Genomic DNA, 24,986 nt, shown 5'->3' on the forward strand with positions numbered 1-24,986 from the left:
CGTGCTAGGAGAGGTAGGTCGTGCGACGTTGAGCGTTGCGGTTCATCATCTCCAAAGCCGCCCAGATGCCGATGCCGGTTAATACGACAGCCGCTGCATACGTGGGGAGGGTCCCGGCCTCGACGGCGAAAGAGGCCAGTACCCATAGAGAAAACGCGAAGCTAATCGCCAGGAAAAACGTCAGCGATGCTGAGCGCTCACTCACTGCCGCGTACAGGGCGGCGACGACCAAGATCGCGGTCTGAGCCACAGCAGCACCCATGCTTTTCTCGCTCAGTCCCGTCTCAGCATATTCGTGCCAAGACGCGAAAGCTGGGTACACGAGCGCCATGGCAGCCAGTGCCCAGCCGAAGGGAACGTATTTGAAATCCATGACCTTTCCTTACAGAAAACGGCTATCAGGGAGAAAAGACGATTACGAGCCAAGATTAGAGAACAGTGGGCTATACACGCCGGGAAAAAGAGTGCTGAGATTAGTAGAGCAACCGCGGCGGGAATGAGAGCGTGAATTGCCCGTTTGACATGTTTGCGTGTGGTGTAGGCCACGGTCCCAGCGACGAGAACGGCGCAGACTGTCGCGACCATGCCATCGCCACCGGGAATGAGTCGTAGCGCGAGTGGAGCTATAAAGGCAACACTTACTGTGCTAGAGAGAGCCTGGAAAACACCGGTCTGGTCGCTGCCTTCCGCGGCAAAGCGTCCCAACGTGCGAAGTACACTCAGTGCAACAAGCGTGAAAACTATCGCTGAAAAGACCAGACCGGCGGCAGTACCGAAGAGAAAAATGCTGGATGACCCGCTTTCTGCGGTAACCGCGACATCGCTAGGCAGTCGCCGCATCGATTCCTCTGCGACCTGGCGGGTGTTAAGGGCCGCATAGAGGAGACTAAGCCCGAGGATCAACCACGCGGATCTATCCGCATGTGTGAGCGGCAGGCGGGTTTTTCGGGACACCTCCTCCGCGGCATCGCAGACAGCGAAGTAGCTGTCGGCTGGATTGCGGAGAGCAGCCGACTTGGATCCGGCAGTATTTGAACTAGTCACAGTAGTTCTCCTGTCTGAGGTGTGATGGGGCGTCGAACGGGGGGTCACAGGGTGACGACGAGAGCTTCGACGACGATCCCTATGCAGATAAAAGCAAACGAGCTCAATATCAGGGGAAATGAGCGCTGCACGGAGACGCGCCAGCGCGGAAGAAAGGCTGTTTCCTCAGGTACACCGCGTAGGAGCAGCAGGCAAGTAGGGTAGAAGCCAGCAGCGCACGCGATAGTGAGACCGAGGAGTTCAAAGGGAGTATAGGCCCAAGTGGCCTGGATGACGGCGGCCGCCCCCATAGTGTCGAGAGATACGCCAATAGACACTCCGAGGTAAAGCCCGACACCGGTTGCTGCGATGAATGTGAAAAGACCGAAAGTCACAGTTCCCGCAACGAGAGTGCACCATGTCGGAATGTTGGCGGCCGCGATAAACGTGAAGGCGGCTGTGAAGGATTCACGGCCGCCTTCTACCGCGCCTGCCCCGCCGCGCGCCGGGACCTTTATCCCAGATATGATGCCCGCGTAACAAGCGCTACCAAGAAGCAGTAGCGTGCACCCGAACGACAAGAGTAGGGCTGGACGGTGAGCTTTCACGTTACGCTAGCCTCTCCACCCATTCGGCGGCGCAAGCGGGGCTGGCCTAGGCAACCACTGCTGCTTTGCCGGCCTTCTTCAGTATGAGCTTGAGTGTGCCCCACATTGCGGCACCGACAAGGCCACCGCTCGCTGCAATGGCGGCCAAGAACATCGCCCAACTACCGGCTTCGACAGCGCTAGCAATTGCGTTCGCGGTGGTCACGCTCACGCCGAGGGTGCCGGTGAGCCACATTGCGCTGAACGATGCTGAGAGTACAGTGACGAGGGTTGCGATGACGAGAAGAACAGTGCCGAGTTTGTTCTTCGCAGCGACGTCGAGGTTCATGGGACTGATCCTTTCGGGGAGGGAAGTGTGGCGCATAGATTCTCTCAGTACTGAGAAATCGGTGCAGGTCGTGTTGGGGTTTTTGAACAGCTCCCAACAAGGTGAAGCTTAGTTGTGCACTCAGGATCGCGCAACGGGAGCGCTTCGCGCGAACCGCGCAGTACCCCAAAGATAGGCCGATCCCTCGGCGGCGGATGAGCGGGGCATTGGGCTGTGCCTCCCCAGAAACCGTGTTTTATCTTGCCTAGCGGACCTTATCGCACAGGGTCGTAATCGCGCAGGGGGTAAAGGGAGCAGAGCCAAACCCAAGACGATTCTCTAGGGCGGTGCCCGTGAACCCTGCGGTTTTCCTAGCGGATATTTGGCGAGTGTGTGTAGCCGTGGGGCGTGAAGGTGTGCATAGACCCCGTCTTCGGTTGAGCGGCTGGCGCCGCCGTGGCGCCTGTCGTTCTGGTTAGCGCTGCGACAAAAGCCGGATGCAAAGTTGTCCGATGGGCGCGATCATACAGGACAGGGGGAACGAGGACGTCGGTGGTATCGCGCTTGATTCCGACGGGTCAAGTCAACCCGCTCGACTCGGTCTCGCCGAAATTCGATGTGTGGTTGCCCACCATTCTCAACTTTTAGGTTTCCCCCAGAATGGTGTTGGCTACAAGAACGCCCCTGGCTCGCGCGGTACCTCACGTTGCGGCGCGTGGCAGTGCCTATCGGGTCGTACCGGGCCCTTTTTCCAGTTATTGTTGGGCGCTATGAGTGGTGGGACGGGGTTTAGCCCCGCTGAACGTGAGGCCATGCGTCAGCGCGCGGAGGAGCTGCGCCGCGAAAAGGGCGGCAACAAGAAGGCCAGAAACCTGGAAGCGTTGCAGGCGCTTATCGAGGAGATGCCTGACGGGGATCGTTCCCTTGCGGCCGCTATCCATCTCATCGTGTCGGAGGAGGCGCCGCACCTTGATGCCCGCACGTGGTACGGGATGCCGGCGTGGGAGGATAAGGACGGTGTGGTCGTGTTCTTGCAGGTTGCCTCGAAGTTCGATGTGCGTTACTCCACGCTTGGTTTCGAGCCCGCAGCCCGGCTCGATGAGGGGGCGATGTGGCCGACGAGTTTCGCGCTGCTGGAGCTGACCGGGCAGACCGAGGCCCAGATCCGGGAGTTGGTTCGGCGGGCGGCGCCGCGGGGCTAGTTCTCATCGTGCTAAGCGCTTTTCGGTTTGCGGACGATGTCAACCCCGCCGAACAGGACCACGCCTCGGACGCGTATGACGGGGGCGTCGGTGTCGGGGACGGAGGAGTCGCGGGGGGCGCCGTCGATACTGCCGAAGATAGCGAAGCCGTCGTAAACCACTCGCGCGTTTTCGGGGACGATGATGTCGATGCCGCCAAAGAGGGCGACGCAGTTAATCACCGTCTCGTGCGAGGTGAACACGGCCTCTCGCAGGTCAAGGTCGTTGCCGCCTAGAACTGTGATGCTCAGGTGGTTGGGCGCGATCGTCCAGTCCCCGCCCCGGTTGGCTGCGCCGAACACGGACACCGTCAGTCCGGAAGCGTCGGGGTGCGCCTCGCCGGAGCCCGTTTTGCGTCTTTCCACGGCGTCGCCGGGCGCGGCGACCGGGGCGAGGTCCGCGGTGAGGGGTTCGAGCTCGTCGGAGAAGGTTGCCTTCCAGACGGCGGCGGAGCGCTCGTCGAATTCGCGGATGGTGATCTGGCCGTCGGAGAGGGCGTCGGAAAGCGTGCTGGCGGCGTGTTCGCGCTGGGCGCGGGAGGCGCGGGGGCGGGGCTGTTCGGTCATGCCCGTATCATAAACGGGGGTTAAGGGGTGGGGCGCGGCCTCGCCGGTGCTGCCGCGTTCGGTGGGCGATTTTGTCCCGCGGTGTACAGGCGGTAAGGTCGTGGGGCGACGCACATGCGGCAGGGCCCCGGAAAAGAGCCCCCATTTTTGCATGTATGGACAAAGAAGAACTCCGCACGACGTAAAGGAAGCGTGAATGCCTACTATTCAGCAGCTGGTCCGCAAGGGCCGCCACGACAAGCGTGGCAAGGTTGCTACGGCGGCCCTGAAGGGCTCGCCGCAGCGCCGCGGCGTGTGCACCCGCGTGTACACCACCACCCCGAAGAAGCCGAACTCCGCACTGCGTAAGGTCGCCCGCGTGCGCCTGACCTCTGGCATCGAGGTTTCCGCCTACATCCCGGGTGAGGGCCACAACCTGCAGGAGCACTCCATGGTCCTCGTCCGCGGCGGCCGTGTGAAGGACCTGCCGGGCGTTCGCTACAAGATCATCCGCGGCGCGCTGGATACCCAGGGCGTCAAGGACCGCAAGCAGGCACGTTCCCGTTACGGCGCGAAGAAGGGACAGTAATCACTTATGCGTAAGCAGCAAGCACCGAAGCGTCCCGTCGTCAAGGATCCGGTCTACAACTCCGAGATCGTGACCCAGCTGGTCAACAAAATCCTGCTCGACGGCAAGAAGTCCACCGCCGAGCGCATCGTCTACGGCGCCCTCGAGATCTGCCGCGAGAAGACCGGCACCGATCCCGTCGGTACGCTCGAGAAGGCCCTCGGCAACATCCGCCCGGACCTCGAGGTTCGTTCCCGCCGCGTCGGTGGCGCAACGTACCAGGTCCCGGTCGAGGTCAAGCCGGCCCGCTCCAACACGCTGGCCCTGCGCTGGATGGTCACCTTCACCCGCCAGCGCCGTGAGAACACCATGATCGAGCGCCTCGCCAACGAGATCCTGGACGCCTCCAACGGCCTCGGCGCCTCCGTGAAGCGCCGCGAGGACACGCACAAGATGGCCGAGGCTAACCGCGCCTTCGCCCACTACCGCTGGTAATTCCGTAAACGGCGACGCCAGTGAAAACGGCATTGATAACACAGCACAACCCCGCCGCGCGTGGCCTGTGCGCCCAGTCCCGGTCGAACTGCATACTGCTTTTCTGCTGAGATGGCGCACGCGACGCTGGCGGGGTTGTGTGTGTTTCGTCGCCCGTGCTGCCGCCTGAACGAAAAGGTGGCAAAATCGACAAAGATACATATTCGCCAGAGACGCTCCCTGTCGGCTGAGCGGACCGCGTTCCGCCCGGCACAGCGTCGATGACTTCGAAGTTGGGGTAATAAACGTGGCACAAGAAGTGCTTAAGGACCTGAAGAAGGTCCGCAACATTGGCATCATGGCCCACATCGATGCCGGTAAGACCACCACGACCGAGCGCATCCTCTTCTACACCGGTATCAACCGCAAGGTGGGCGAGACCCACGACGGCGGCGCGACCACCGACTGGATGGAGCAGGAGAAGGAGCGTGGCATCACCATCACCTCCGCCGCCGTGACGTGCTTCTGGAACAACAACCAGATCAACATCATCGACACCCCGGGTCACGTTGACTTCACCGTCGAGGTCGAGCGCTCCCTGCGCGTGCTCGACGGCGCCGTTGCGGTTTTCGACGGCAAGGAGGGCGTCGAGCCCCAGTCCGAGCAGGTCTGGCGCCAGGCTGCCAAGTACGACGTGCCGCGTATCTGCTTCGTCAACAAGATGGACAAGCTCGGCGCCGACTTCTACTACACGGTCCAGACGATCGTCGACCGCCTGGGTGCCAAGCCGCTGGTCATGCAGCTTCCCATCGGTGCCGAGGACGACTTCGACGGCGTTGTCGACCTCATCGAAATGAAAGCGCTGCTGTGGCCGGGCAAGGTCGAGACCGGCACCCCGCCGCAGATCGAGGAGATCCCCGCCGACCTCAAGGACAAGGCGGAGGAGTACCGCGAGAAGCTGCTCGAGGCCGTCGCCGAGTCCGACGAAGAGCTCATGGAGAAGTACTTCGGCGGCGAGGAGCTGACGACCGACGAGATCAAGGCCGCGATCCGCAAGATGACGGTCGCCTCCGAGATCTACCCCGTGTACTGCGGCACCGCGTACCGCAACAAGGGCATCGAGCCGCTGCTTGATGCCGTCGTGGAGTATCTGCCGAACCCGCTCGACATCGGCGAGGTACACGGCACCGACCTGACCGGCGACGAGAACCTCACCCGCAAGCCCTCGGTCGAGGAGCCCTTCTCGGCGCTGGCGTTCAAGATTGCCGTCCACCCCTTCTTCGGCAAGCTCACCTACGTGCGCGTCTACTCCGGCCAGGCGATTCCGGGCGAGCAGATGCTCAACTCCACCAAGCAGCACAAGGAGCGCGTGGGCAAGCTCTTCCAGATGCACGCGAACAAGGAGAACCCGGTCGACCACGCTGACGCCGGCAACATCTACGCGTTCATCGGCCTGAAGAACACCACCACCGGCGACACCCTGTGCAACCCGGACCACCCAATCATCCTGGAGTCCATGGACTTCCCGGACCCGGTTATCCAGGTGGCCATCGAGCCGAAGACGAAGGCCGACCAGGAAAAGCTGGGTACGGCCATCCAGAAGCTGGCGGAGGAGGACCCGACCTTCACCGTCAAGCTCGACGAGGAGACCGGCCAGACCGTCATCGGCGGTATGGGCGAGCTGCACCTCGACGTCCTGGTGGACCGCATGAAGCGCGAGTTCAAGGTGGAGGCCAATATCGGCTCCCCGCAGGTGGCGTACCGCGAGACCATCCGCAAGAAGGTAGAGTCCCTCGACTACACCCACAAGAAGCAGACCGGTGGCTCCGGGCAGTTCGCGAAGGTCATTGTCACCATCGAGCCCTACGATCCGGACCCGGAGACCCTGGAGGAGGGCGAGTCCGCGACCTACAGCTTCGAGAACGCCGTCACCGGTGGCCGCGTGCCCAAGGAGTACATCCCCTCCGTCGACGCCGGTATCCAGGACGCGATGCAGTACGGCTACCTGGCGGGCTTCCCGCTGGTCAACATCAAGGCGACTCTGGAAGATGGCGCCTACCACGAGGTTGACTCCTCCGAGATGGCCTTCAAGATGGCCGGCTCCCAGGTGCTCAAGGAGGCGGTGGCTAAGGCAAAGCCGGTCCTGCTCGAGCCGCTGATGGCCGTCGAGGTTGTCACTCCGGAGGAGTACATGGGCGACGTCATTGGTGACCTGAACTCCCGCCGCGGCCAGGTCAACTCGATGGATGACCGCTCCGGCGCGAAGGTGGTCAAGGCCATCGTTCCGCTCTCGCAGATGTTCGGCTACGTTGGCGACCTGCGCTCGCGTACGCAGGGCCGCGCGAACTACACGATGGTCTTCGACTCCTACGGCGAGGTGCCCACCAACGTCGCGCAGGAGATCATCGACGAGCGAAACGGCAACTAAGCCGCCTCGTCTGCCGGGGGAGCTGAGGTCCGTGTGCCAGCGGGTCTCGGCGTAGATCCCGGCGCTGCCGGGAAAGTAGCGGCCGGGCTGAGGGCCCGGTGCATCCGGGGTTTGAGCCGGCCGTTACTCTCGTGGCAGATCTGCGTTTTTATCGGGCCGGAATACACCGTCTCGCAGCGGCAAGGGGCCGCCGGGTGGTTTGAAATACGGCACCGATGACTCTAAGATTGTGTAACTGGCACATTGTGAAATGGCCATTGTCGCGCCCGGGTTTTACCGGGGCGGGTCAAGGCGAAATGTAAACCACGTGGCTGCGAAGGTCGTAGCCACCATGAAGTCCAGGAGGACATGCAGTGGCAAAGGCTAAGTTTGAGCGTACGAAGCCGCACGTAAACATCGGCACCATCGGTCACGTCGACCACGGCAAGACCACGACCACGGCTGCCATCACCAAAGTGCTGGCGGACGCCTACCCGGAGGAGAACCAGGCTTTCGCGTTCGACGCGATTGACAAGGCTCCGGAGGAGCGCGAGCGCGGCATCACCATCAACATCTCCCACGTGGAGTACAACACCCCGAAGCGCCACTACGCCCACGTCGACGCCCCGGGCCACGCCGACTACATCAAGAACATGATCACCGGCGCAGCCCAGATGGACGGCGCGATCCTCGTCGTCGCCGCCACCGACGGCCCGATGCCGCAGACCCGTGAGCACGTGCTGCTCGCGCGCCAGGTCGGCGTCCCCTACATCCTCGTCGCGCTGAACAAGTGCGACATGGTCGACGATGAGGAGATCATCGAGCTCGTCGAGATGGAGGTCCGCGAGCTGCTGGCCGAGCAGGACTACGACGAAGAGGCTCCGATCGTCCACATCTCCGCGCTGAAGGCGCTCGAGGGCGACGAGAAGTGGGTCCAGTCCGTCGTTGACCTCATGCAGGCCTGCGACGACTCCATCCCGGACCCGGTCCGCGAGACCGACAAGGACTTCCTCATGCCGATCGAGGACATCTTCACCATCTCCGGCCGCGGCACCGTCGTGACCGGCCGTGTCGAGCGCGGTGTGCTCAACCTCAACGACGAGGTCGAGATCATCGGCATCAAGGACAAGGCGCAGAAGACCACCGTCACCTCCATCGAGATGTTCAACAAGCTTCTCGATACTGCTGAGGCCGGCGACAACGCCGCTCTGCTGCTTCGCGGCCTGAAGCGCGAAGAGGTCGAGCGCGGCCAGGTTGTCATCAAGCCGGGCGCCTACACCCCGCACACCAAGTTCGAGGGTTCCGTCTACGTCCTGTCCAAGGACGAGGGCGGCCGCCACACCCCGTTCTTCGACAACTACCGTCCGCAGTTCTACTTCCGCACCACCGACGTCACCGGCGTCGTCAAGCTGCCGGAGGGCACCGAGATGGTCATGCCGGGCGACAACGTCGAGATGTCCGTCGAGCTGATCCAGCCGGTCGCCATGGACGAGGGCCTGCGCTTCGCTATCCGCGAGGGCTCCCGCACCGTCGGCGCTGGTCGTGTGACCAAGATCGTCGAGTAATACTCGCCGTGTAAGGCCGCCTTCCCCAATGGGAGGGCGGCCTTTTTGCGTGCGTAGACTTCTGTGCGTGCACGAGCGTCCGGACCCCACCCGCATCCCCCGCGTCATCGCCGCCTTGCAGCGTGCGTGGGAGGGCCAACCCGAACTGAGCCTCCCCGCCCTCATGGGGGTTCTGGCCAACCGAGGCGTCGGCTGGGGCGCCACCGACGCGGAGCTCATCAGCGCCCTCGGGGAGCTGGAAAAAGAGCACCCCTCGCTTCTCGACGCCCGCCCCGCCGCCCCCTACACCATCACCACCGAGTCCCCGGCCCGGCTGGTCACGCTCTCCGCGGGCGTGGCGGTGGTGCGCTCCGGCGAGAGCGCGGAGGCGATGCCGGGCGTCTGGGCCTTCGAGTCGCTGCGCCGCACCGGTCCGGGCCGTCCCCTTGTCGTGCGCGACACGGAGGGCATCGAGCACCGCCTGGGCGTCGTCCGACTGATTTCGCGCCTTGATGTTGCATCCGCCCCGATACTTAGCGGGCTGGAGCGCGCGGAGGTGGGCGCGCACCGCTGGCTCGTCGTGTTGCAAGACGGCGCACGAGCCGTGGTTGGCCAGCGCATTCGGGTGTGGGAAAGGCACCGTCGGGAGGTCACCAGCCGCGTCTACAACTGGCAGCGGATGAAAGCGTGCGTGCCCGGGGAGGACATGGTCTTCAGCCCCGTTGGCGGCGGCCCGGCCGTGGCACTCGGCCGTGTGGAAGACGTGATCGTGGTGGAGGCGGGCTGAACGCCTCAGCGATTGATCCTGTCGATCTCGACCTTGTACACGGTATCGAGGTCGATCCCTTCCAGCGCGTCCGCGAACTGCGCGTCGGCGGCCTCGATTAGCCCCGCGACCTCCTCCAGCGGCAGGGCCGGGGCCGGCACCACGGTGAACGTGGCCGTCGGCCGCGCGCCGACGTAGGCGACGCGGCAGGCGGCGCGCGTGATGAGGGGGTGCGCGGCGAGCGCCGCGCAGGCCGCGTCTGCGACGCGCCTGACGTTCACTACGGTTGACCCGTCACGCAAGCCCGCCGGCTCGGTCGGGCGGTGATCGAAGGCCCGGCTGCGGATGTTCGCCAGAATGAGCCACAGCCCGAACGCCAGCAGCAGCACGAGCGCGGCGACGGCGGCGGGGAAGAACCAGCGCTGGTCGGGCAGGTCGGCGAGGCGGGCGCGGTCGAGCCGCGCGACGGAGCCGGAGACGACGGGAATGTTCCAGTACAGCGCCGCGGGGACGAGGCCCGCGGCGATGAGGACGGCGCCGACGAGGAAGGTGACGATGCGGTTGAGCGCCGCGAGTTTCCGGGTCATGCAGCCTCCTCCTCGCTGCCGGTGGCCGGAGGGGTGAGGTGGACGTCGATACGCGGTGGGCGGCGTAACCCCGCGAACCTTTCGGTGAGCGCCTGGCGCAACCGCGTGGCCATGGCCTCCCCCTGGCCGTTGTCCTGCGCGCGCACCTGGAGGCGCGTGCGGGTGGCCTGCGAGCGGACGTTTGTCGCCCCGGTTTCCTGGATGGTGGAGTAGGTGGAGATGCGCGCGATGTCGACGGGGCGCAGCCAGATTGAGGTGCCGGAGGCGTAACGCACATGCGTGCGCGGGCGCGGGCGCAGCGCGGCGAGCGCGACTCCGAGGCCGAGGGCGGCCACAGCGATGCCCGCGGCGACGGTCCACGCGTTGACCGGCAGCCCGGAGAGCCAGCGCAGGGCGTCGGCCACCCAGGAGTCGCCCTGGCGTTCCGCCCCGTAGCGCACCCCGAGGTCCCGGGCAATTACGCCCGCGAGCGCGCACAACACCGCGCCGACGAGCACGGTGAGCCACTGCACTGTCGCCAGGCCCCTGGGCTCACCGCCGGGGGAGGGCTGTAGGCGCTGCGGGGGCGCTTCCTTAGTGCTCACTGTTGCTCACCACCGGCTTCGTCGTGATCGGGGACAGGGCGACGGGCTGCGGTGCCCGCGGGACGCGGACCACCACCGGCTCTGGTGCACGCACGGAGCGCACTGGGAGCGGGGTGGAGATCACCGGCACCCGCGGCGGATGGCGGCGTTCAATCCGCCGGGGTGCGATGGGGGGAGGCGGTGCGACGGAGCGCACGGTGACGGCGGGGGGCGCCTCGACGCGGCGCAGCGGGCGCGGCACCGGCACGCCCGGGCGAGCCAGATAGCTCGAGGAAGAACGCACCGTGGGGGAGGAGACAGGGCGGGGCGAAAACGTAACCGGGGTGGGGGTGATGTCCGCCGGGTGGCGGTCGAGCTCGTCGCGGGTGACCGGCCGGTCCTGGTGGCGGGCCTCCACGACGGTGAGGTCGACCTGCGTCACGCTGAACCCGGTCAGCGTTGCCACCCGGGCGCGCACGGCCGCGCGGGCGGCCTCGGTGACGGCGACGACAGGCGAGGGGTAGGACACGGCCATCTCCACGGCGAAGGAAACCGTGGCGGCGGAGCGGTTAACGCGGGCGTCGACGCGGGGCAGGCCGCGCCCGGCCAGGCCGGCGAGCTTCGCGTCGACGGCGACGGAGCCCGGCACGCTCAACGTCGCTGCCTCGGCGATACGAGCCAGCGCGCGGTCATTGATGCGGAAAGCGGCGGGCATTAGCTTCGGCCCCTGCCGGAGGTGGCGCTGATTACCGAGGCCAGGTCGAGCTTGCCGTCGAGCTGCGCGCCGACGAGCCCGCCGATGGCGGTGAACAAAACCAGCCACATCAGCCCCAGCCAGCCGCCGAAGGTGACAAAGAAGGCGACGACGACGCCGATTACGATGCCCAGCGCCATCTTGTTGGTGAACACGTTCATTGCGGTATCACTTTCCTTGAAGAAGCGTCTTCGTGCGCCGTTTCTATTCGGCGTCGGCGACGATGACGTCGACGATATCTACATCCGCCGCGGCCACAACGGCCGCCCGGACCTCCTCGGCCACGTCGTGGATGCGGCGGCCCGCGGCGACGTCCACGACGATGTGGGCTTCCAGCCCGCTGCGCCCGTCCCGGTGGCAGGGGCGCAGCCCCTCGACGCGGGCGCCGGGGAAAAGAAGGCAGACCTCGCCGAAGCGGCCGCGGCTCAACCCGGCAACACCGGGCACGGCGAGGGCGGCCGCGCGCGCCGCCTGGGCGGCGGCGGGCGTCATGAGAGGCGCGGCCACGGCTACTGGTCCACGCGCGGGGCGGGCACCGGGTCGGCCGGCTCGTGCTCCTGGCCGGGCAGGTGGACGTCGTGCACGGTGACGTCGACGCGGTCGACGATGAGGCCGGTCATGCGGCTCACGGCCACCGTGACGTTCTCCCGGATCGCGCTGGCCAGCTCGTGAATGGCCACGCCGTACTCGGCGATAATCGCGATTGCCACCGAGACGTGGCCCTGCTCGAGGGCCACGTTGACGCCCTGCTGGACGTTGCTGGAGGCGGTGAGAGACTCACGCACCGCGCCCCACATGCGGGCGGCGCCGCCGCCGAGGTTGTAGACCCCGGAGACCTCCCGCGCCGCGATGCCGGCGATCTTGCCCACGACGGTGTCGTCGATCACGGTGGTGCCGTGGTCAGTCTCCAGGTTGAGGTTGCGCTCGCGCACCTGTTCGGCGGCGGGCTCGGTTGTCTGGTCGGCCATGAGGTCCTCCCTGAGGGTGAAAGTGCAGCTAGAACTGGTAAACTCCGGGCAGTTTCACCGCCGGAGGCGTGTCCACCAAGGCTACACAGCGCCGCGGCCGCGCCGTGGGAGACGTGCCGGGCCGGGCCCGTGAAAAGCTGCAGTATGGCGCCTTGTTGCATAAACGGGACGGGCGTGTTTTAATGTACCGGTTGCCTTAACATGGCGCCTCTGGGCGCGATGGTTCGGCGAACATGACACCTTCAGCCCGCTTGGCGGGAACCGGAGAAGGGCCATGGCAAATAAACAGCGGCAGTACGCAAGGGTCACGCACCCTTCCGAGTCTGACACCCCAGCGCTGGCACACCGGCGGCTGTGGCGGAAGCACTGATACAGCACGATGTTCGTTGCCGTGCGCCTCACCTTCCGGACGTGTCACGACAGTCAGAAACGACACTGGCGTTGAGCCATGGGCCCGGCCCGGACAACGTTATAGAGAAACTAGAAGCTACAACCCCACCGCTTCGACAATGAATGTGGGGATGCGAGGAAGAGGTAAGCGTGGCGGAACAGAAGATCCGCATCAGGCTCAAGGCCTACGACCACGAGGCGATTGACGCATCTGCGAAGAAGATCGTCGAGACGGTCACCCGCACGGGTGCCCGCGTCGTTGGGCCGGTGCCGTTGCCCACTGAAAAGAACGTGTACGCCGTTATTCGTTCTCCCCACAAGTACAAGGACTCGCGCGAGCACTTCGAGATGCGCACCCACAAGCGCCTCATCGACATTCTCGACCCGACGCCCAAGACGGTCGACGCGCTCATGCGCATCGACCTGCCGGCCAGCGTCGACGTGAACATCCAGTAGCACCTGGCCTCACGAAGCAGCAACGAGATCCCCTACCTGCAGTGGAGAACTAACACATGTCTGACAACCAGATCAAGGGCATCCTGGGCAAGAAGCTCGGCATGACCCAGATCTTCGACGAGGACAACCGGGTCATCCCGGTCACCGTCGTCGAGGCTGGGCCGGCCGTGGTCACCCAGATCCGTACCCCCGAGACCGATGGCTACTCCGCCATCCAGATCGCCTACGGCGACATCGATCCCCGTAAGACCAAGAAGCCGCAGGCTGGCCACTACAAGAAGGCCGGCGTCAACCCGCGCCGCTACGTCACCGAGATCCGCATGGACGACACCTCGGCCTACGAGGTCGGCCAGGAGATCACCGCGAACATCTTCGACGGCGACACCTTCGTCGACGTGGTCGGCACCACCAAGGGTCACGGCTACGCGGGCGCCATGAAGCGTCACGGCTTCGCCGGCCAGGGCGCCGCCCACGGTAACCAGGCGTCGCACCGCCGCGTCGGCTCCATCGGTGGCTGCGCCACCCCGGGCCGCGTGTTCAAGGGCACCCGCATGGCCGGCCGCATGGGCGGTAACCGCGTTACCACCCAGAACCTGAAGATCCAACGCATCGACGGCGACAACAACCTGATCCTGATCAAGGGCGCCATCCCCGGCGCCAAGGGCAGCGTTGTCACCGTCAAGACCGCAGTGAAGGGCGGTGCTCACGCATGACGAACCTGACGCTTGACGTCCACACCGCCGACGGGAAGACCAACGGCTCCGTCGAGCTTCCGGCCGAGATTTTCGACCGCGAGGCATCCATCCCCCTGATGCACCAGGTTGTCACCGCGCAGCTTGCTGCGTCGCGTCAGGGCACCCACGCCACCAAGACCCGCGGCATGGTCCGCGGCGGTGGCAAGAAGCCGTTCCGCCAGAAGGGCACCGGCCGCGCCCGCCAGGGTTCGACCCGCGCCCCGCACTTCACCGGCGGTGGCACCGTCCACGGTCCGCAGCCGCGTTCCTACGCGCAGCGCACCCCCAAGAAGATGATCAAGGCCGCTCTCGCAGGCGCCCTCACCGACCGTGCGCGCAACGAGCGCATCCACGTCGTTGAGGACCTCGTCCCGGGGCAGACCCCTTCAACGAAGTCCGCCCGCGCCTTCATCGAGCGCCTGACCGACCGCAAGAGCGTTCTGCTCGTGATCGGCCGTGAGGACGTCAACTCCCGACTTTCCGCGAGGAACCTGCCGGGCGTGCACATCCTTGAGCCGACGCAGCTGAACACCTACGACGTGCTCAACGCCGATGACCTCGTGTTCTCGGTGGAGGCGCTCCACACCTTCGTCAACGCCGCCAGCGGCGTCGGCGCTACCGCCGTGGAGGAGGAGAAGTAATGGCCAAGATCGCCAACCCGCGTGACATCATCATCGCCCCGGTCCTCTCCGAGAAGACCTACGGGCTGATGGAGCAGAACACCTACACCTTCCTGGTGGCCCCGTCTGCAAACAAGACCCAGATCAAAATTGCCGTGGAAGAGATCTTCGGCGTCGACGTCGCTTCGGTGAACACCGTCAACCGTGAGGGCAAGCGCAAGCGCTCCCGCACCGGCTTTGGCAAGCGCAAGGACACCAAGCGCGCCTACGTCACTCTCCGCGAGGGCAGCGACTCCATCGACATCTTCGGCGGCGCAGCCGTCTAAGTGACTCGATAGAAAAGGACACATTATGGCTATTCGTAAGTACAAGCCGACAACTCCGGGTCGCCGCGCCAGCTCCGTTTCCGAGTTCGAGGAGATCACCCGCTCCACGCCGGAAAAGTCCCTGCTGCGCCCGCTCCCGAAGAAGGGTGGCCGTAACCAGCACGGCCACATCACCACCCGTCACCGCGGCGGCGGCCACAAGCGCCGCTACCGCGTGATCGACTTCCGCCGCTCCGACAAGGACGGCGTGCTGGCCAAAGTCGCTCACATCGAGTACGACCCGAACCGCACCGCGAACATCGCGCTGCTGCACTACTACGACGGCGAGAAGCGCTACATCATCGCCCCCAAGGGCCTGACGCAGGGCACCGTCGTGGAAGCGGGCCCGAACGCGGACATCAAGGTTGGCAACAACCTTCCGCTCCGCAACATCCCGACCGGCACCACCATCCACGCCGTGGAGCTGAAGCCGGGCGCGGGCGCCAAGCTCGCCCGTTCCGCCGGCACCTCCATCCAGCTGCTGGGTAAGGAGGGCCCCTATGCGGTGCTGCGTATGCCGTCCTCCGAGATCCGCCGCGTGGACATCCGCTGCCGCGCCACCGTGGGTGAGGTCGGTAACGCCGACCAGATCAACATCCGCTGGGGCAAGGCCGGCCGCATGCGCTGGAAGGGCTGGCGCCCGACCGTGCGCGGTGTTGTCATGAACCCGGTCGACCACCCGCACGGTGGTGGCGAGGGCAAGACCTCCGGTGGCCGCCACCCGGTCTCGCCGTGGGGCCAGAAGGAAGGCCGCACCCGCAACCCGAACCGTTACTCGAACAACATGATCGTTCGCCGTCGCCGCGCGAACAAGAAGCGCTAAGAGGAGGTAAACAGACATGCCACGTAGCCTGAAGAAGGGCCCGTTCGTCGACGAGCACCTCCTCAACAAGGTGGACGCTCAGAACGAGGCCGGAACCAAGCAGGTCATCAAGACCTGGTCTCGCCGCTCGACCATTCTCCCCGATTTCATCGGACACACCTTCGCCGTCCACGACGGCCGCAAGCACGTGCCGGTGTTCGTCGACGAGTCCATGGTCGGCCACAAGCTCGGCGAGTTTGCACCCACCAAGACCTTCAAGGGTCACGTCAAGGAACAGAAGGGACGTCGATAAGCAATGGCTGACACCATCACCACTGCCTCCGCGACGGCCAAGTTCGTTCGCACTTCCCCGATGAAGGCCCGCCGCGTGCTGGCACTCGTCCGCGGCAAGTCCGTCGCCGAGGCCCTCGCGATCCTGAAGTACGCGCCGCAGGCCGCCGCGAAGCCGGTTGCCAAGGTCGTCGCGTCCGCCGCCGCAAACGCCGAGAACAACTTCGGCCTGGACCCCCGCACGCTCGTCGTCTCCGAGGCGTGGGCGAACGAGGGCCCGACCATGCGCCGCTTCCAGCCGCGCGCCCAGGGTCGCGCCTTCCAGATCCGGAAGCGCACTTCCCACATCACTGTCGTTGTCGAGTCCAAGGAAGGGGCTAAGTAATGGGCCAGAAAATTCACCCACACGGCCTGCGCCTGGGAATCACCGCAGACTGGAAGTCCCACTGGTACGCCGACAAGAACTACGCTGACTACGTCGCCGAGGACATCAAGATCCGTGAGTTCCTGTCCAAGGGCCTCGAGCGCGCCGGCATCGCCGACGTGGTCATCGAGCGCACCCGCGACCGCGTCCGCGTTGATATTCACACCGCCCGCCCGGGCATCGTGATCGGCCGCCGCGGCTCCGAGGCCGACCGCATCCGCCGCGAGCTGGAGAAGCTCACCGGCAAGATGGTCGCCCTCAACATCCTCGAGGTCAAGAACGTCGACGCCAACGCCGCGCTGGTGGCGCAGTCCATCGCCGAGCAGCTGGTCAACCGCGTCGCCTTCCGCCGCGCGATGCGCAAGGCTATCCAGTCCGCAATGCGCAACCCGCAGGTCAAGGGCATCAAGGTGATGACCTCCGGCCGTCTGGGCGGCGCCGAGATGTCGCGCGTCGAGCGCTACCACGAGGGCCGTGTGCCGCTGCACACGCTCCGCGCGGAGATCGACTACGGCATTGCAGAAGCACACACCACCTTCGGCGTCATCGGCGTCAAGGTGTGGATCTACAAGGGCGACGTCGTCGGCGGCGTTCGTGAGTCCGAGCTCAACGCTCCGGCCAACGAGCGCCGTGGCCGCGGCGACCGTCGCCCGCGCCGCGGTGGCCAGCGTCGCCAGCGCGCAGAGCAGAAGCAGGAGGGCTAAAACATGCTTATTCCGAAGCGCGTGAAGTACCGCCGCCAGCACCGCCCGCACCGTCGCGGCGTGTCCAAGGGTGGCAACACCATCAACTTCGGTGACTACGGCCTCCAGGCTCTCGAGCCGGCCTACATCACCAACCGTCAGATCGAATCCGCGCGTATCGCGATCAACCGCCACGTCAAGCGCGGCGGCAAGGTCTGGATCAACATCTTCCCGGACCGTCCGCTGACCCAGAAGCCGCTCGGCGTGCGCATGGGTTCCGGTAAGGGCCCCGTGGAGAAGTGGGTGGCCAACGTGAAGCCGGGCCGCATCCTCTTCGAGATGTCCTACCCGAACGAGGAGACCGCCATCGAGGCACTGCGCCGCGCGGGTGCGAAGCTGCCGTGCAAGGTTCGCATCATCAAGAAGGAGGACCAGTTCTAATGGCAAACGGTACCCCCGCATCTGAGTTCCGCGAGCTCACCGACGATGAGCTGCGCACCCGCCTGTCCGCGGCGAAGGAAGAGCTGTTCAATCTGCGCTTCCAGCTCGCCACCGGGCAGCTGACCAACAACCGCCGCATCTCCACCGTCAAGCGCGACATCGCACGCATCTACACCGTGCTGCGCGAGCGCGAGCTCGGCCTGTCTGTCGTCCCGGGAGCTGAGGCATAACCATGACTGAGGCAAACGTGAACGCAACCACAGTGAACGAAAACAAGAAGGAAAAGGGCCTGCAGAAGCGCCGCCGCGGCTACGTCGTGTCCGACAAGATGGACAAGACGATCGTGGTCGAGGTCGAGGACCGCAAGTCCCACGCCCTGTACGGCAAGATCGTCCGTACCACGAAGCGCGTGAAGGCCCACGACGAGACGAACACCGCCGGCGTCGGCGACCTCGTCCTCATCGAGGAGACCCGCCCGCTGTCCAAGGACAAGCACTTCCGTCTCGTGGACATCATCGAGAAGGCCCGCTAAGCGAGCCCGTGCGAAAGCCCCGCCCCGCGGGGCTTTTTGCTTATCGACGCCCCTTCTTCGCGCCCGTAATAGTCACCAACTGTTCACTTGGTTTTCCCCGCCGGGCTAACCTACGGCGCTACTCTTCCTTCGTCCTACAGATCGTGGTGGCCAGCACCGCGCGCACGAGAAGGAGCCGACATGGGACTCAAGGGTCTGAAACTGCCGTTCGCATCCAACCGATCAAAGCTGACCTGCACCTACAAGTGCGGCAACGCGTGCTACGGGGAGTGCACGAACACTTCCGACAACGAGTACTTCGGCGACATCGTCTCGCGCCGCGGCGTGCTGCAGGCCTTCGGCCTCGGCGTAGTCACGGTGGGCGGCGGCGCCGCCCTGACCGCGTGCGCCTCGGAGGATAACGGCGCAGCCCCGGCGGAGACCACCACCGCGGAAGACACGGCCACGCAGGCCAACGACGCCCCGCCGCGGCCCGGCATGCAGTTCGAGACCGTGGAGCCGAACACCGAGGACCTGGTTGTCGTTCCGGCGGGCTACACCAGCGCCGTGCTGATCGCGTGGGGCGACCCGGTCTACGAGGACGCGCCCGAGTTCGACCCGATGAACCAGACCGCCGAGGCGGCGGCGCGCCAGTTCGGTTTCAACAACGACTTCGCCGGCCTCCTCGAGCACCCCGACGACCCGAACCGCCTCGTCTACGTCTGCTCCCACGAATACTCCACCGAGCCGCACATGTTCCCCAACTACGACCCGGAGAACCCGACGGACGAGGAGATCAACATCGGCATCGCCGCGCATGGCCACACCGTGCTGGAGGTCTCCAAGGTGGGCAACACCGGCCAGCTCCAGCGAGAGTTCGGCCCGCTCAACCGCCGCATCACCGGCACCACCGAGTTCGAGCTCACGGGCGCCGCGGCCGGGTCCGACCTGCTGAAGACCAGCGCGGACCCGACCGGAACGCGGGTGCTGGGCACCTTCAACAACTGCTCCGGCGGCGTCACCCCGTGGGGGACGTTCCTTTCCGGCGAAGAGAACATCGACCAGTACTGGGCCAACGCGGCGTCGGTCACGGAGGGCCGCGCCGCCGAGGACGTCAAGCGCTTCGGCGTCGAGGAGGCCGCCTCGGAGCGCAAGTGGGAGAGGATCCACGACCGCTTCGATCTGGCCAAGGAGCCGAACGAGTTCAACCGCTTCGGCTACATCGTGGAGATCAACCCCTTCGACCCAGAGTCCACCCCGGTCAAGCACACCTCCATGGGCCGGTTCAAGCACGAGGCCGGCACCATCCACGTCACCGACGACGGCACCGTCGTGTGCTACTCGGGCGACGACGCGCGCTTCGAGTACATCTACAAGTTCGTCTCCTCCAAGCAGATCAAGGAGGGCGACGCCGCCCACAACATGTCCATCCTCGACGAGGGCACGCTCTACGTCGCCTCCCTGGACGGCAACTCCCCGCAGGAGGAGATCACCGGCGACGGCGAGCTGCCCGCCGACGGCCACTTCGACGGCACCGGCACCTGGCACAAGCTGCTCACCGCCACCGCCGACGGCGTTGAGTCGCACGTCGACGGCTTTACCGGCGAGGAGGTCGCCGTGTACACGCGCCTGGCGGCCGACGCCGTGGGCGCGACCAAGATGGACCGCCCCGAGGACTTCGAGCCGCACCCGGAGACCGGCAAGCTCTACCTCGCCCTGACGAACAACTCCTACCGCGGCGCCACCGGCGAAAATGCGGAGAAGAGCAAGGAGGACGTCATGGAGTACGCGCCGATCCGCGAGAACAAGAACGGCCTGGTCATGGAGATCGAGGACGAGCACGCCGGCGAGTCCTTTACCTGGAACCTCCTGCTCGTCTGCGGCGACCCGGCCGCCGCTCAGACCTACTTCGGCGGCTTCGACGAGTCGAAGGTGTCCCCGATCTCCTGCCCGGACAACATCGCGTTCGACAGCCACGGCAACCTGTGGATCTCCACCGACGGCAACGCGCTGGGCAGCAACGACGGCCTGTACGCCGTGGGCCTGGAGGGAGAGAACCGCGGCCAGGTCAAGTGCTTCCTCACCGTGCCGAAGGGCGCCGAGACCTGCGGGCCGATCGTCGACGACATGCGCGTGATGGTCAACGTGCAGCACCCCGGCGAGGAGGACGACGCAACCTTCGAGAACCCGGGCTCGAACTGGCCGGAGGGCGGCGACGCGGTGCCGCGCCCGGCCGTGGCCGTCGCGTGGCGCCCGGACGGCAAGCAGGTGGGCGTCGACGCCTAGGACTGAAGCCGCGCCGCCTGGTCGAAGAACTCCCGCTCGAGGAAGCAGGAGTGCATGAAGGCCTCGCGCGCGGCGTCGCGCTGCGCGGGGGAGGCCGCCTCGAGGGCCTTTTCGGTCAGCTCGATGGCGCCGGTGACCTCGGAAACGAAGTCCTCGCCGCCGTACAGCGACAGCCACGCCCCGTAGGGGTGGTCCGGCTGGTTGGCGTCCGCGAGGTGGAGGCCCACCTCGGCGTAGAGCCAGAAGCAGGGCAGAACCGCCGCGGCGGCGACAGCGTAATCGCCCGTCGCGGCCGCCGCCTTGAGGTGGCTGACGTAGGCGAGGGTGACGGGGGAGGGGGCCTCGGCCGCCTCGGCGAGCCCGCGCCCGGCCAGCCAGTCGCGGTGCAGCACCGCTTCTTCCGCCGTCGCGCCCGTGGCCGCGGCCGACCACCATTCGTGCGTGGCGCGCTCCGGCGCCTTCGCGGCGACCAGCGACAGGGCGCGCGCGTACTCGGACAGGTAGTAGGCGTCCTGGGAGAGGTAGAACTCGAAATCGCGTGCGGGGAGAGTGCCCGCGCGCAGCTCGGAAATGAAGCCGAGCGCCAGCGTGTCCGGCCAGGCGCGGGCGGCCGCGCGCTGCCACAAATCGTTCGTGTGGGGGCCGGCCGCCGCGATGCGGGGGCGCGGCTCGGCGGCCGGCGCGGGGTTGGTGTCCCACGGGGTCGAATCGGCGGCGGCCGCCAGGCGGCGCAGCGGGCGCATGTGGTCGACGGGGCCGTGGCCGTGGCCGACGCCCAGGGCGGCGCCGCCGGCGATGGCCTCGTGCAGCCAGCGCACGGAGTGCTCGGCGGCTGCGGCGGGGGAGGCGTCGATAAGCATGCGCGTGGCCAACGCCGCGGACAGCGAGCACCCGGTGCCGTGGGTGTTGGTCGTCTCCAGGCGGGGCAGGCGGGTGACGTGGACCTCGCCGGAGGGGGTGACAAGCGCGTTTGGGGCGTCGGGGCCGTCGAGGTGGCCGCCTTTGACCAGCACCTGCACCCCGAAGTCGGCGGCGAGAGCCGTGCCTTGGGCGAGCGCCTCGTCGAAGGTCGTGGCGGGGGAGGCGTCAGCGAGGATGGCGAGCTCGGGGATGTTGGGGGTGACCACGCTCGCGTGCTCGCGCACGAACTGGCGCAGGCTGTCCTCGGCGTCCTCGCTGAGCAGCCGGTCGCCCGAGGTGGCGACCATCACCGGGTCGATCACGACCACCTCGACGGGGTGCGCGGCCAGAAAGTCGGCGACGGCGCGGGTGATCTCTGCGCTGCCGAGCATGCCCACCTTGACGGCGTCGACCTCCACGTCGTCGAAGACCGCCTCAAGCTGTGCGAGGAGGAAATCCGTCGGCGGGGTGTGCACCTCGCGCACGCCGCGGGTGTTTTGGGCCACGAGGGCGGTGACCACGCTCATGCCGTAGCCGCCCGAAGCCGCGATGGACTTCAGGTCGGCCTGGATGCCGGCGCCGCCGGTGGGATCGGTGCCGGCGATGGACAGGATTCTGGGTTGCTGCGTCATACCTCCACGTTTAACGGGAATCCGGCGCCGCCGCTAGTGCGCACCGGGTGCCGTGAAACTAAGAACACGCGGCGAGGACCTCGGCGCGCGTCGGGGTGTTGGCCCCGCGCCGGGAGACGGTGAGCGCGGCCGCAGCGGCGGCGAAGTGCAGGATAGCGCGCCAGTCGTTTTCGCCCAGCGCCAGAAGGCCCTGTTTGTCGAGGCCCCGGGAGTCGAACTCGTGGACGAGCGCGGCCATGACCGTATCGCCCGCGCCGATGGTGTCGGCAACCGCGACCTCCGGCGCGGGGACGCGGAGGGTGCCGAAGGGGGCGCGCACCGAGATGCCCTTGGCGCCCAGGGTGGTCACCACGATGGGGACGGCGGAGACGTCGCCCATGAAAGCTACCTCCTCGTCCGACATCTTGAGCACCGTGACGCTGTCGAGCGTGGAGCGCAAAAACTCGCGGTGCGAGTCGGTGGCGTAGAAGGGGCGGATGTTGGGGTCGAGGCAGACCACGGCGCCGGCGGCGGCGCTGGCGGCAGCGGCGGCGGCGTAGCGCGAGGCCGCCGGCTCGAGCGCGAGGGAGACGGTGCCGAAGACGGCGTAGCCGCCCGGCACCGGGGTGGGCTCGGCGAAGCGGTCGGCGGTGCCCCCGGTGTAGAAGGTGTAGGCGGCCGAGCCGTCGGGGCGCAGCGAGGTCACCGCCAGCGTCGTGGGCTCCGGCCCGCGGGTGAGTGCCGAGAGGTCGACGGAGGCGTCGTGAAGCGACTGCGTGAGCGCGGCGCCGAAGGCGTCAGTGGACAGGCGGGACTGGAAGGCGACAGGGGAGCCGAGCCGGCTCAGGGCGCGGGCGACGTTGAACGGGCCTCCGCCGAGCGAGGGGACGAGCGGGGCGAGGGGTTCGGGGCGCGCGGGGACGAGGTCGATGAGGCCCTCGCCGTAGACGGTGATCATGGTTTCAACCGTAAACTACGCGGCACGACGTACCGGCCGAAATATCACCTCAGCCCGCCGCAGGGCCGACTCAACGACCCGAACGGGATCGTGCTCGTGGGGGAGACGCTGCACGCGTTTTATCAGCACGACCCCGCCTTCCCCGGCGGTGCGAAGCGCACCGGCTGGGGCCACGCCGTGACCACGCTCGGCGAGGGCACGTGGCGGCACCTGCGGGACGCGCTCTACCCGGACTTCCTCTACGACCGCAACGGGTGCTACTCCGGCAGCGCCGCCGTGGACGGGGAGCGGATGGTCCTGCTCTACACCGGCAACGTCAAGGCCGGGGGCGAACGCCGCGCCACCCAGAACCTCGTGGAGGTCGGCGACATCAACGGCCCCGCCGGCGGGTACTTTCGCCGCAGCCCCGCCAACCCGATTATCGCGGGCCCCGCCCCGGGCTTTACCGCCCACTACCGCGACCCGCACGTCACGCGCGCAGCCGACGGGAGCTGGCGGATGGTTCTCGGCGCCCAGCGCGTCGGCGGCACCGGCGCGGCGGTCATGTACACCAGCGAGGACCTGGAGGCGTGGGACTTCGCGGGCGCAATTGAGTTCGCGGGGCTCAGCCCCAACGCTGCCGCGGCGTACATGTGGGAGTGCCCCAACCTGCTGCGCCTGACGGACGAGGAAACCCGCGAGGAGCGGGACGTGCTGGTAATCTGCCCGCAGTTTCCGGACGTCGACGAGTGCGGCTACATCGTTGGCACGCTCACGGGCACCCACTTCGCGGTGGAGACCGACTACACCCCGCTCGACTACGGCCACGAGTTCTACGCGCCGCAGCTCATCAACGCGGGCGAGGGCGCGCTCATGCTCGGATGGATGGGGCTGCCCGGCCGCGACGACACGCCATCGGTTGACGCCGAGGGGTGGGTCCACCAGCTCACGCTGCCGCGCCGGGTGCGCCTGCGCGGCGGGCGGTTGTACCAGGAGCTCGTGCTGCCGGCCGGGGCGGACATGCTCGTCGAGCGCTTCCGGGTCGGCCCCGAGCCGAGGCGGGCCCAGCTTTTCGACGCCACCGGCGCCGCACCCCTCACCATCACCTGGACCCCGGGCGAGGGCGGGCGCGGCACGCTTGCCCTGGACAAGGGCGGCCTGCCGCGGTGGGCCGAGTGCGCGTTCGGAGAGGTGCTGGTCACCGCCGACGGGGTGGAGGTCACGGCCGCCGACGGCGAGGTCGCGTTCTCCTCGGCGGTGTTTAGCACCGAGGGCGCGCCGTGGCAGCGCCTCGACGTGCAGTAGGGCGCTAGTCCTTGTAGTCCGTCGACGTTCGGTTCAGCCAACCGTAGACGCCGCCCATGATCAGCCCGCCGCCGACGAGATTGCCTAGCCAGACGATTCCCCAGTTGCGTAAGACGTTGCCGATGGTGAACCCCTCGATCGCCTCGGGGCCGATGACGAAGCCGCCGAGGGACGTCAGAACGAAGTTGGCGATGGAGTGCTCGTAGCTCATGGCGGCGAACGCCGGGATGATGATTATGACGCCCCACAGCTTCGCCGAGTAGTCCTTGCCCGCCTGGGTGGACACCATGAAGGCGATGTTGACCACGATGTTGGCCAGGATCGCCTCGAAGAAAAGCGTCACTGAGGGCTTGGAGAGCTTGTCTTCTAGCATGTCGTGGAGGAAGCCGCCGTCCAAGCTCACGTCCTGCGCGATCGTCGTGGTGGAGATCAGCCACGACAGCGCGACGGCGCCAACGAGGTTAAACACAGTGGCGACGAAAATGATGAGCAGGCCGCGCCAGACCGTGTTCATGCGGTGGACGGCGCCGTACGTCATGAACATCATGTCGCCCGTCGCCAGCTCGCCCTGGAGCACGATGATGATGTAGAGCGTGGCGGCGAAAATCGCCCCGAACGCATACTTGCCCCACTCGGGGGCCGCGGCCTCCACGAGGGTGGCGGTCGACGCCGCGAACGCGGTCATGATGCTGAGGTACACGCCAGCCATGACGGCGCGGGCGGCGAAGCGGGCAGGTTCGTGGCTGAAAAGGTCGAGTTTGTTTTGTATCGAGGCGGGGGCTTCTTCGGCGAAACTCATAGGCCGAATCGTAGTAATCCTTCCCGCCATCAAGCGCCGCGGCCGGTGATGGCGGCGTGCTTGAATGTGGGGAAAG

At 66.4% G+C, this 24,986-nt stretch carries 32 protein-coding genes; 19 read left to right on the forward strand and 13 right to left on the reverse strand.

What is annotated here, in order from left to right:
- Nucleotides 1–4: 4 nt before the first annotated feature.
- From CAURIS_RS01855 to CAURIS_RS01865, 3 genes are all read right to left on the reverse strand, one after another.
- Nucleotides 5–373, reverse strand: a complete 369-nt coding sequence (locus tag CAURIS_RS01855; RefSeq protein WP_290342531.1) for a hypothetical protein — start codon at nt 371–373, stop codon at nt 5–7.
- Nucleotides 374–1,088: 715 nt separating this feature from the next.
- Nucleotides 1,089–1,418: a hypothetical protein gene (locus CAURIS_RS01860; RefSeq protein ID WP_290342532.1), complete on the reverse strand. Its 330-nt coding sequence runs from the start codon at nt 1,416–1,418 to the stop codon at nt 1,089–1,091.
- Between the two features lie 259 nt (nt 1,419–1,677).
- Nucleotides 1,678–1,959 (reverse strand): uberolysin/carnocyclin family circular bacteriocin, encoded by a 282-nt coding sequence (locus CAURIS_RS01865; RefSeq protein ID WP_290342533.1) that lies wholly within the window; start codon nt 1,957–1,959, stop codon nt 1,678–1,680.
- Between the two features lie 791 nt (nt 1,960–2,750).
- On the opposite strand from CAURIS_RS01865, the gene CAURIS_RS01870 reads away from it, so the two are divergent.
- Nucleotides 2,751–3,140: a hypothetical protein gene (locus CAURIS_RS01870; RefSeq protein WP_290342534.1), complete on the forward strand. Its 390-nt coding sequence runs from the start codon at nt 2,751–2,753 to the stop codon at nt 3,138–3,140.
- An 11-nt stretch (nt 3,141–3,151) separates the two neighbouring features.
- Here CAURIS_RS01870 and CAURIS_RS01875 read toward each other — a convergent pair whose 3' ends face one another.
- Nucleotides 3,152–3,745, reverse strand: a complete 594-nt coding sequence (locus CAURIS_RS01875) for a DUF1707 SHOCT-like domain-containing protein (RefSeq protein ID WP_290342535.1) — start codon at nt 3,743–3,745, stop codon at nt 3,152–3,154.
- Between the two features lie 196 nt (nt 3,746–3,941).
- Between CAURIS_RS01875 and rpsL the strand changes: the two genes are divergently transcribed.
- The 5 genes from rpsL (at nt 3,942) to CAURIS_RS01900 (ending at nt 9,504) form a co-directional block, all read left to right on the forward strand.
- Nucleotides 3,942–4,313 carry a 30S ribosomal protein S12 gene (rpsL, locus tag CAURIS_RS01880; RefSeq protein WP_019193925.1) on the forward strand — a complete coding sequence of 124 codons (372 nt, stop codon included), beginning with the start codon at nt 3,942–3,944 and terminating at the stop codon, nt 4,311–4,313.
- Nucleotides 4,314–4,319: 6 nt separating this feature from the next.
- Nucleotides 4,320–4,787 carry a 30S ribosomal protein S7 gene (gene rpsG / locus CAURIS_RS01885; protein WP_019193926.1) on the forward strand — a complete coding sequence of 156 codons (468 nt, stop codon included), beginning with the start codon at nt 4,320–4,322 and terminating at the stop codon, nt 4,785–4,787.
- A 286-nt stretch (nt 4,788–5,073) separates the two neighbouring features.
- On the forward strand, nt 5,074–7,194 hold the full coding sequence (gene fusA / locus CAURIS_RS01890; RefSeq protein WP_290342537.1) for an elongation factor G: 2,121 nt from the start codon (nt 5,074–5,076) through the stop codon (nt 7,192–7,194).
- A gap of 353 nt (nt 7,195–7,547) precedes the next feature.
- Entirely contained in the window at nt 7,548–8,738 is a 1,191-nt protein-coding gene (gene tuf, locus CAURIS_RS01895; RefSeq protein ID WP_290342538.1) for an elongation factor Tu, read from the forward strand.
- Nucleotides 8,739–8,805: 67 nt separating this feature from the next.
- Nucleotides 8,806–9,504 (forward strand): hypothetical protein, encoded by a 699-nt coding sequence (locus CAURIS_RS01900; RefSeq protein WP_290342539.1) that lies wholly within the window; start codon nt 8,806–8,808, stop codon nt 9,502–9,504.
- 5 nt (nt 9,505–9,509) lie between these two features.
- On the opposite strand, the gene CAURIS_RS01905 is transcribed toward CAURIS_RS01900, so the two are convergent.
- Genes CAURIS_RS01905 through CAURIS_RS01930 form a run of 6 tightly spaced genes read right to left on the reverse strand, consistent with a single transcriptional unit; the run spans nt 9,510 to nt 12,355 of the window.
- A complete protein-coding gene (locus CAURIS_RS01905; protein WP_290342540.1) occupies nt 9,510–10,070 on the reverse strand; it encodes a hypothetical protein in 561 nt (186 codons plus the stop codon).
- Nucleotides 10,067–10,654, reverse strand: a complete 588-nt coding sequence (locus CAURIS_RS01910) for an Asp23/Gls24 family envelope stress response protein (RefSeq protein WP_290342541.1) — start codon at nt 10,652–10,654, stop codon at nt 10,067–10,069. The genes CAURIS_RS01905 and CAURIS_RS01910 overlap by 4 nt, the downstream gene beginning before the upstream one ends.
- A complete protein-coding gene (locus CAURIS_RS01915; RefSeq protein ID WP_290342542.1) occupies nt 10,644–11,348 on the reverse strand; it encodes an Asp23/Gls24 family envelope stress response protein in 705 nt (234 codons plus the stop codon). Before CAURIS_RS01915 ends, CAURIS_RS01910 begins: the two co-directional genes overlap by 11 nt.
- Nucleotides 11,348–11,548 carry a hypothetical protein gene (locus CAURIS_RS01920; protein WP_290342543.1) on the reverse strand — a complete coding sequence of 67 codons (201 nt, stop codon included), beginning with the start codon at nt 11,546–11,548 and terminating at the stop codon, nt 11,348–11,350. The genes CAURIS_RS01915 and CAURIS_RS01920 overlap by 1 nt, the downstream gene beginning before the upstream one ends.
- A gap of 43 nt (nt 11,549–11,591) precedes the next feature.
- Nucleotides 11,592–11,894, reverse strand: a complete 303-nt coding sequence (locus tag CAURIS_RS01925; protein ID WP_290342544.1) for a hypothetical protein — start codon at nt 11,892–11,894, stop codon at nt 11,592–11,594.
- Between the two features lie 2 nt (nt 11,895–11,896).
- Complete coding sequence (locus CAURIS_RS01930) at nt 11,897–12,355, reverse strand: Asp23/Gls24 family envelope stress response protein (RefSeq protein ID WP_290342545.1); 459 nt, start codon at nt 12,353–12,355, stop codon at nt 11,897–11,899.
- Between the two features lie 540 nt (nt 12,356–12,895).
- Here CAURIS_RS01930 and rpsJ point away from each other — a divergent pair.
- From rpsJ to CAURIS_RS01990, 12 genes are all read left to right on the forward strand, one after another.
- Nucleotides 12,896–13,201, forward strand: a complete 306-nt coding sequence (gene rpsJ, locus CAURIS_RS01935) for a 30S ribosomal protein S10 (protein WP_290342546.1) — start codon at nt 12,896–12,898, stop codon at nt 13,199–13,201.
- A gap of 56 nt (nt 13,202–13,257) precedes the next feature.
- Complete coding sequence (gene rplC / locus CAURIS_RS01940; RefSeq protein ID WP_290342547.1) at nt 13,258–13,914, forward strand: 50S ribosomal protein L3; 657 nt, start codon at nt 13,258–13,260, stop codon at nt 13,912–13,914.
- Entirely contained in the window at nt 13,911–14,576 is a 666-nt protein-coding gene (gene rplD / locus CAURIS_RS01945; RefSeq protein ID WP_290342548.1) for a 50S ribosomal protein L4, read from the forward strand. The genes rplC and rplD overlap by 4 nt, the downstream gene beginning before the upstream one ends.
- Entirely contained in the window at nt 14,576–14,881 is a 306-nt protein-coding gene (rplW, locus tag CAURIS_RS01950; RefSeq protein ID WP_290342550.1) for a 50S ribosomal protein L23, read from the forward strand. The genes rplD and rplW overlap by 1 nt, the downstream gene beginning before the upstream one ends.
- Nucleotides 14,882–14,906: 25 nt before the next feature.
- Nucleotides 14,907–15,743, forward strand: a complete 837-nt coding sequence (rplB, locus tag CAURIS_RS01955) for a 50S ribosomal protein L2 (protein ID WP_290342551.1) — start codon at nt 14,907–14,909, stop codon at nt 15,741–15,743.
- A gap of 16 nt (nt 15,744–15,759) precedes the next feature.
- Complete coding sequence (rpsS, locus tag CAURIS_RS01960; protein ID WP_018017481.1) at nt 15,760–16,035, forward strand: 30S ribosomal protein S19; 276 nt, start codon at nt 15,760–15,762, stop codon at nt 16,033–16,035.
- Nucleotides 16,036–16,038: 3 nt separating this feature from the next.
- A complete protein-coding gene (gene rplV, locus CAURIS_RS01965; protein ID WP_290342552.1) occupies nt 16,039–16,398 on the forward strand; it encodes a 50S ribosomal protein L22 in 360 nt (119 codons plus the stop codon).
- On the forward strand, nt 16,398–17,141 hold the full coding sequence (gene rpsC, locus CAURIS_RS01970) for a 30S ribosomal protein S3 (protein ID WP_290342553.1): 744 nt from the start codon (nt 16,398–16,400) through the stop codon (nt 17,139–17,141). Before rplV ends, rpsC begins: the two co-directional genes overlap by 1 nt.
- Before the next feature lie 3 nt (nt 17,142–17,144).
- Nucleotides 17,145–17,561 (forward strand): 50S ribosomal protein L16, encoded by a 417-nt coding sequence (gene rplP / locus CAURIS_RS01975; RefSeq protein ID WP_019193943.1) that lies wholly within the window; start codon nt 17,145–17,147, stop codon nt 17,559–17,561.
- Nucleotides 17,561–17,791 carry a 50S ribosomal protein L29 gene (gene rpmC, locus CAURIS_RS01980; protein ID WP_290342554.1) on the forward strand — a complete coding sequence of 77 codons (231 nt, stop codon included), beginning with the start codon at nt 17,561–17,563 and terminating at the stop codon, nt 17,789–17,791. Before rplP ends, rpmC begins: the two co-directional genes overlap by 1 nt.
- Before the next feature lie 2 nt (nt 17,792–17,793).
- Entirely contained in the window at nt 17,794–18,093 is a 300-nt protein-coding gene (rpsQ, locus tag CAURIS_RS01985) for a 30S ribosomal protein S17 (protein ID WP_290342555.1), read from the forward strand.
- Nucleotides 18,094–18,273: 180 nt separating this feature from the next.
- Nucleotides 18,274–20,358, forward strand: coding sequence for a PhoX family protein (locus CAURIS_RS01990; RefSeq protein WP_290342556.1), 2,085 nt, complete (start codon nt 18,274–18,276; stop codon nt 20,356–20,358).
- Here CAURIS_RS01990 and CAURIS_RS01995 read toward each other — a convergent pair.
- Both CAURIS_RS01995 and CAURIS_RS02000 read right to left on the reverse strand, forming a co-directional pair.
- Nucleotides 20,355–21,890, reverse strand: coding sequence for a bifunctional hydroxymethylpyrimidine kinase/phosphomethylpyrimidine kinase (locus CAURIS_RS01995; protein ID WP_290342557.1), 1,536 nt, complete (start codon nt 21,888–21,890; stop codon nt 20,355–20,357). The two genes, CAURIS_RS01990 and CAURIS_RS01995, sit on opposite strands and share 4 nt — an antisense overlap.
- Nucleotides 21,891–21,948: 58 nt before the next feature.
- Nucleotides 21,949–22,827 (reverse strand): PfkB family carbohydrate kinase, encoded by an 879-nt coding sequence (locus tag CAURIS_RS02000; RefSeq protein WP_290342558.1) that lies wholly within the window; start codon nt 22,825–22,827, stop codon nt 21,949–21,951.
- 96 nt (nt 22,828–22,923) lie between these two features.
- Here CAURIS_RS02000 and CAURIS_RS02005 point away from each other — a divergent pair, with 96 nt between their 5' ends.
- Complete coding sequence (locus CAURIS_RS02005) at nt 22,924–24,111, forward strand: glycoside hydrolase family 32 protein (protein WP_435384015.1); 1,188 nt, start codon at nt 22,924–22,926, stop codon at nt 24,109–24,111.
- A 4-nt stretch (nt 24,112–24,115) separates the two neighbouring features.
- Here the strand turns inward: CAURIS_RS02005 and CAURIS_RS02010 are convergent, their stop codons facing one another.
- A complete protein-coding gene (locus tag CAURIS_RS02010; protein ID WP_290342559.1) occupies nt 24,116–24,910 on the reverse strand; it encodes a formate/nitrite transporter family protein in 795 nt (264 codons plus the stop codon).
- Between the last annotated feature and the right edge of the window lie 76 nt (nt 24,911–24,986).

The sequence above is a fragment of the Corynebacterium auris genome (assembly GCF_030408575.1).
GTDB classification, from domain to species: domain Bacteria; phylum Actinomycetota; class Actinomycetes; order Mycobacteriales; family Mycobacteriaceae; genus Corynebacterium; species Corynebacterium auris.

Excerpts from the sequence above, each read along its gene's own strand:
- CAURIS_RS01855 (WP_290342531.1), bottom strand. The coding sequence starts at position 373 with ATGGATTTCAAATACGTTCCCTTCGGCTGGGCACTGGCTGCCATGGCG.
- CAURIS_RS01865 (WP_290342533.1), bottom strand. The coding sequence starts at position 1,959 with ATGAACCTCGACGTCGCTGCGAAGAACAAACTCGGCACTGTTCTTCTC.
- CAURIS_RS01870 (WP_290342534.1), top strand. The coding sequence starts at position 2,751 with ATGCGTCAGCGCGCGGAGGAGCTGCGCCGCGAAAAGGGCGGCAACAAG.
- CAURIS_RS01875 (WP_290342535.1), bottom strand. The coding sequence starts at position 3,745 with ATGACCGAACAGCCCCGCCCCCGCGCCTCCCGCGCCCAGCGCGAACAC.
- rpsL (WP_019193925.1), top strand. The coding sequence starts at position 3,942 with ATGCCTACTATTCAGCAGCTGGTCCGCAAGGGCCGCCACGACAAGCGT.
- rpsG (WP_019193926.1), top strand. The coding sequence starts at position 4,320 with ATGCGTAAGCAGCAAGCACCGAAGCGTCCCGTCGTCAAGGATCCGGTC.
- CAURIS_RS01905 (WP_290342540.1), bottom strand. The coding sequence starts at position 10,070 with ATGACCCGGAAACTCGCGGCGCTCAACCGCATCGTCACCTTCCTCGTC.
- CAURIS_RS01915 (WP_290342542.1), bottom strand. The coding sequence starts at position 11,348 with ATGCCCGCCGCTTTCCGCATCAATGACCGCGCGCTGGCTCGTATCGCC.
- CAURIS_RS01920 (WP_290342543.1), bottom strand. The coding sequence starts at position 11,548 with ATGAACGTGTTCACCAACAAGATGGCGCTGGGCATCGTAATCGGCGTC.
- CAURIS_RS01930 (WP_290342545.1), bottom strand. The coding sequence starts at position 12,355 with ATGGCCGACCAGACAACCGAGCCCGCCGCCGAACAGGTGCGCGAGCGC.
- rplC (WP_290342547.1), top strand. The coding sequence starts at position 13,258 with ATGTCTGACAACCAGATCAAGGGCATCCTGGGCAAGAAGCTCGGCATG.
- rplD (WP_290342548.1), top strand. The coding sequence starts at position 13,911 with ATGACGAACCTGACGCTTGACGTCCACACCGCCGACGGGAAGACCAAC.
- rplW (WP_290342550.1), top strand. The coding sequence starts at position 14,576 with ATGGCCAAGATCGCCAACCCGCGTGACATCATCATCGCCCCGGTCCTC.
- rplB (WP_290342551.1), top strand. The coding sequence starts at position 14,907 with ATGGCTATTCGTAAGTACAAGCCGACAACTCCGGGTCGCCGCGCCAGC.
- rpsS (WP_018017481.1), top strand. The coding sequence starts at position 15,760 with ATGCCACGTAGCCTGAAGAAGGGCCCGTTCGTCGACGAGCACCTCCTC.
- rplV (WP_290342552.1), top strand. The coding sequence starts at position 16,039 with ATGGCTGACACCATCACCACTGCCTCCGCGACGGCCAAGTTCGTTCGC.
- rpsC (WP_290342553.1), top strand. The coding sequence starts at position 16,398 with ATGGGCCAGAAAATTCACCCACACGGCCTGCGCCTGGGAATCACCGCA.
- rplP (WP_019193943.1), top strand. The coding sequence starts at position 17,145 with ATGCTTATTCCGAAGCGCGTGAAGTACCGCCGCCAGCACCGCCCGCAC.
- rpmC (WP_290342554.1), top strand. The coding sequence starts at position 17,561 with ATGGCAAACGGTACCCCCGCATCTGAGTTCCGCGAGCTCACCGACGAT.
- rpsQ (WP_290342555.1), top strand. The coding sequence starts at position 17,794 with ATGACTGAGGCAAACGTGAACGCAACCACAGTGAACGAAAACAAGAAG.
- CAURIS_RS01990 (WP_290342556.1), top strand. The coding sequence starts at position 18,274 with ATGGGACTCAAGGGTCTGAAACTGCCGTTCGCATCCAACCGATCAAAG.
- CAURIS_RS01995 (WP_290342557.1), bottom strand. The coding sequence starts at position 21,890 with ATGACGCAGCAACCCAGAATCCTGTCCATCGCCGGCACCGATCCCACC.
- CAURIS_RS02000 (WP_290342558.1), bottom strand. The coding sequence starts at position 22,827 with ATGATCACCGTCTACGGCGAGGGCCTCATCGACCTCGTCCCCGCGCGC.
- CAURIS_RS02010 (WP_290342559.1), bottom strand. The coding sequence starts at position 24,910 with ATGAGTTTCGCCGAAGAAGCCCCCGCCTCGATACAAAACAAACTCGAC.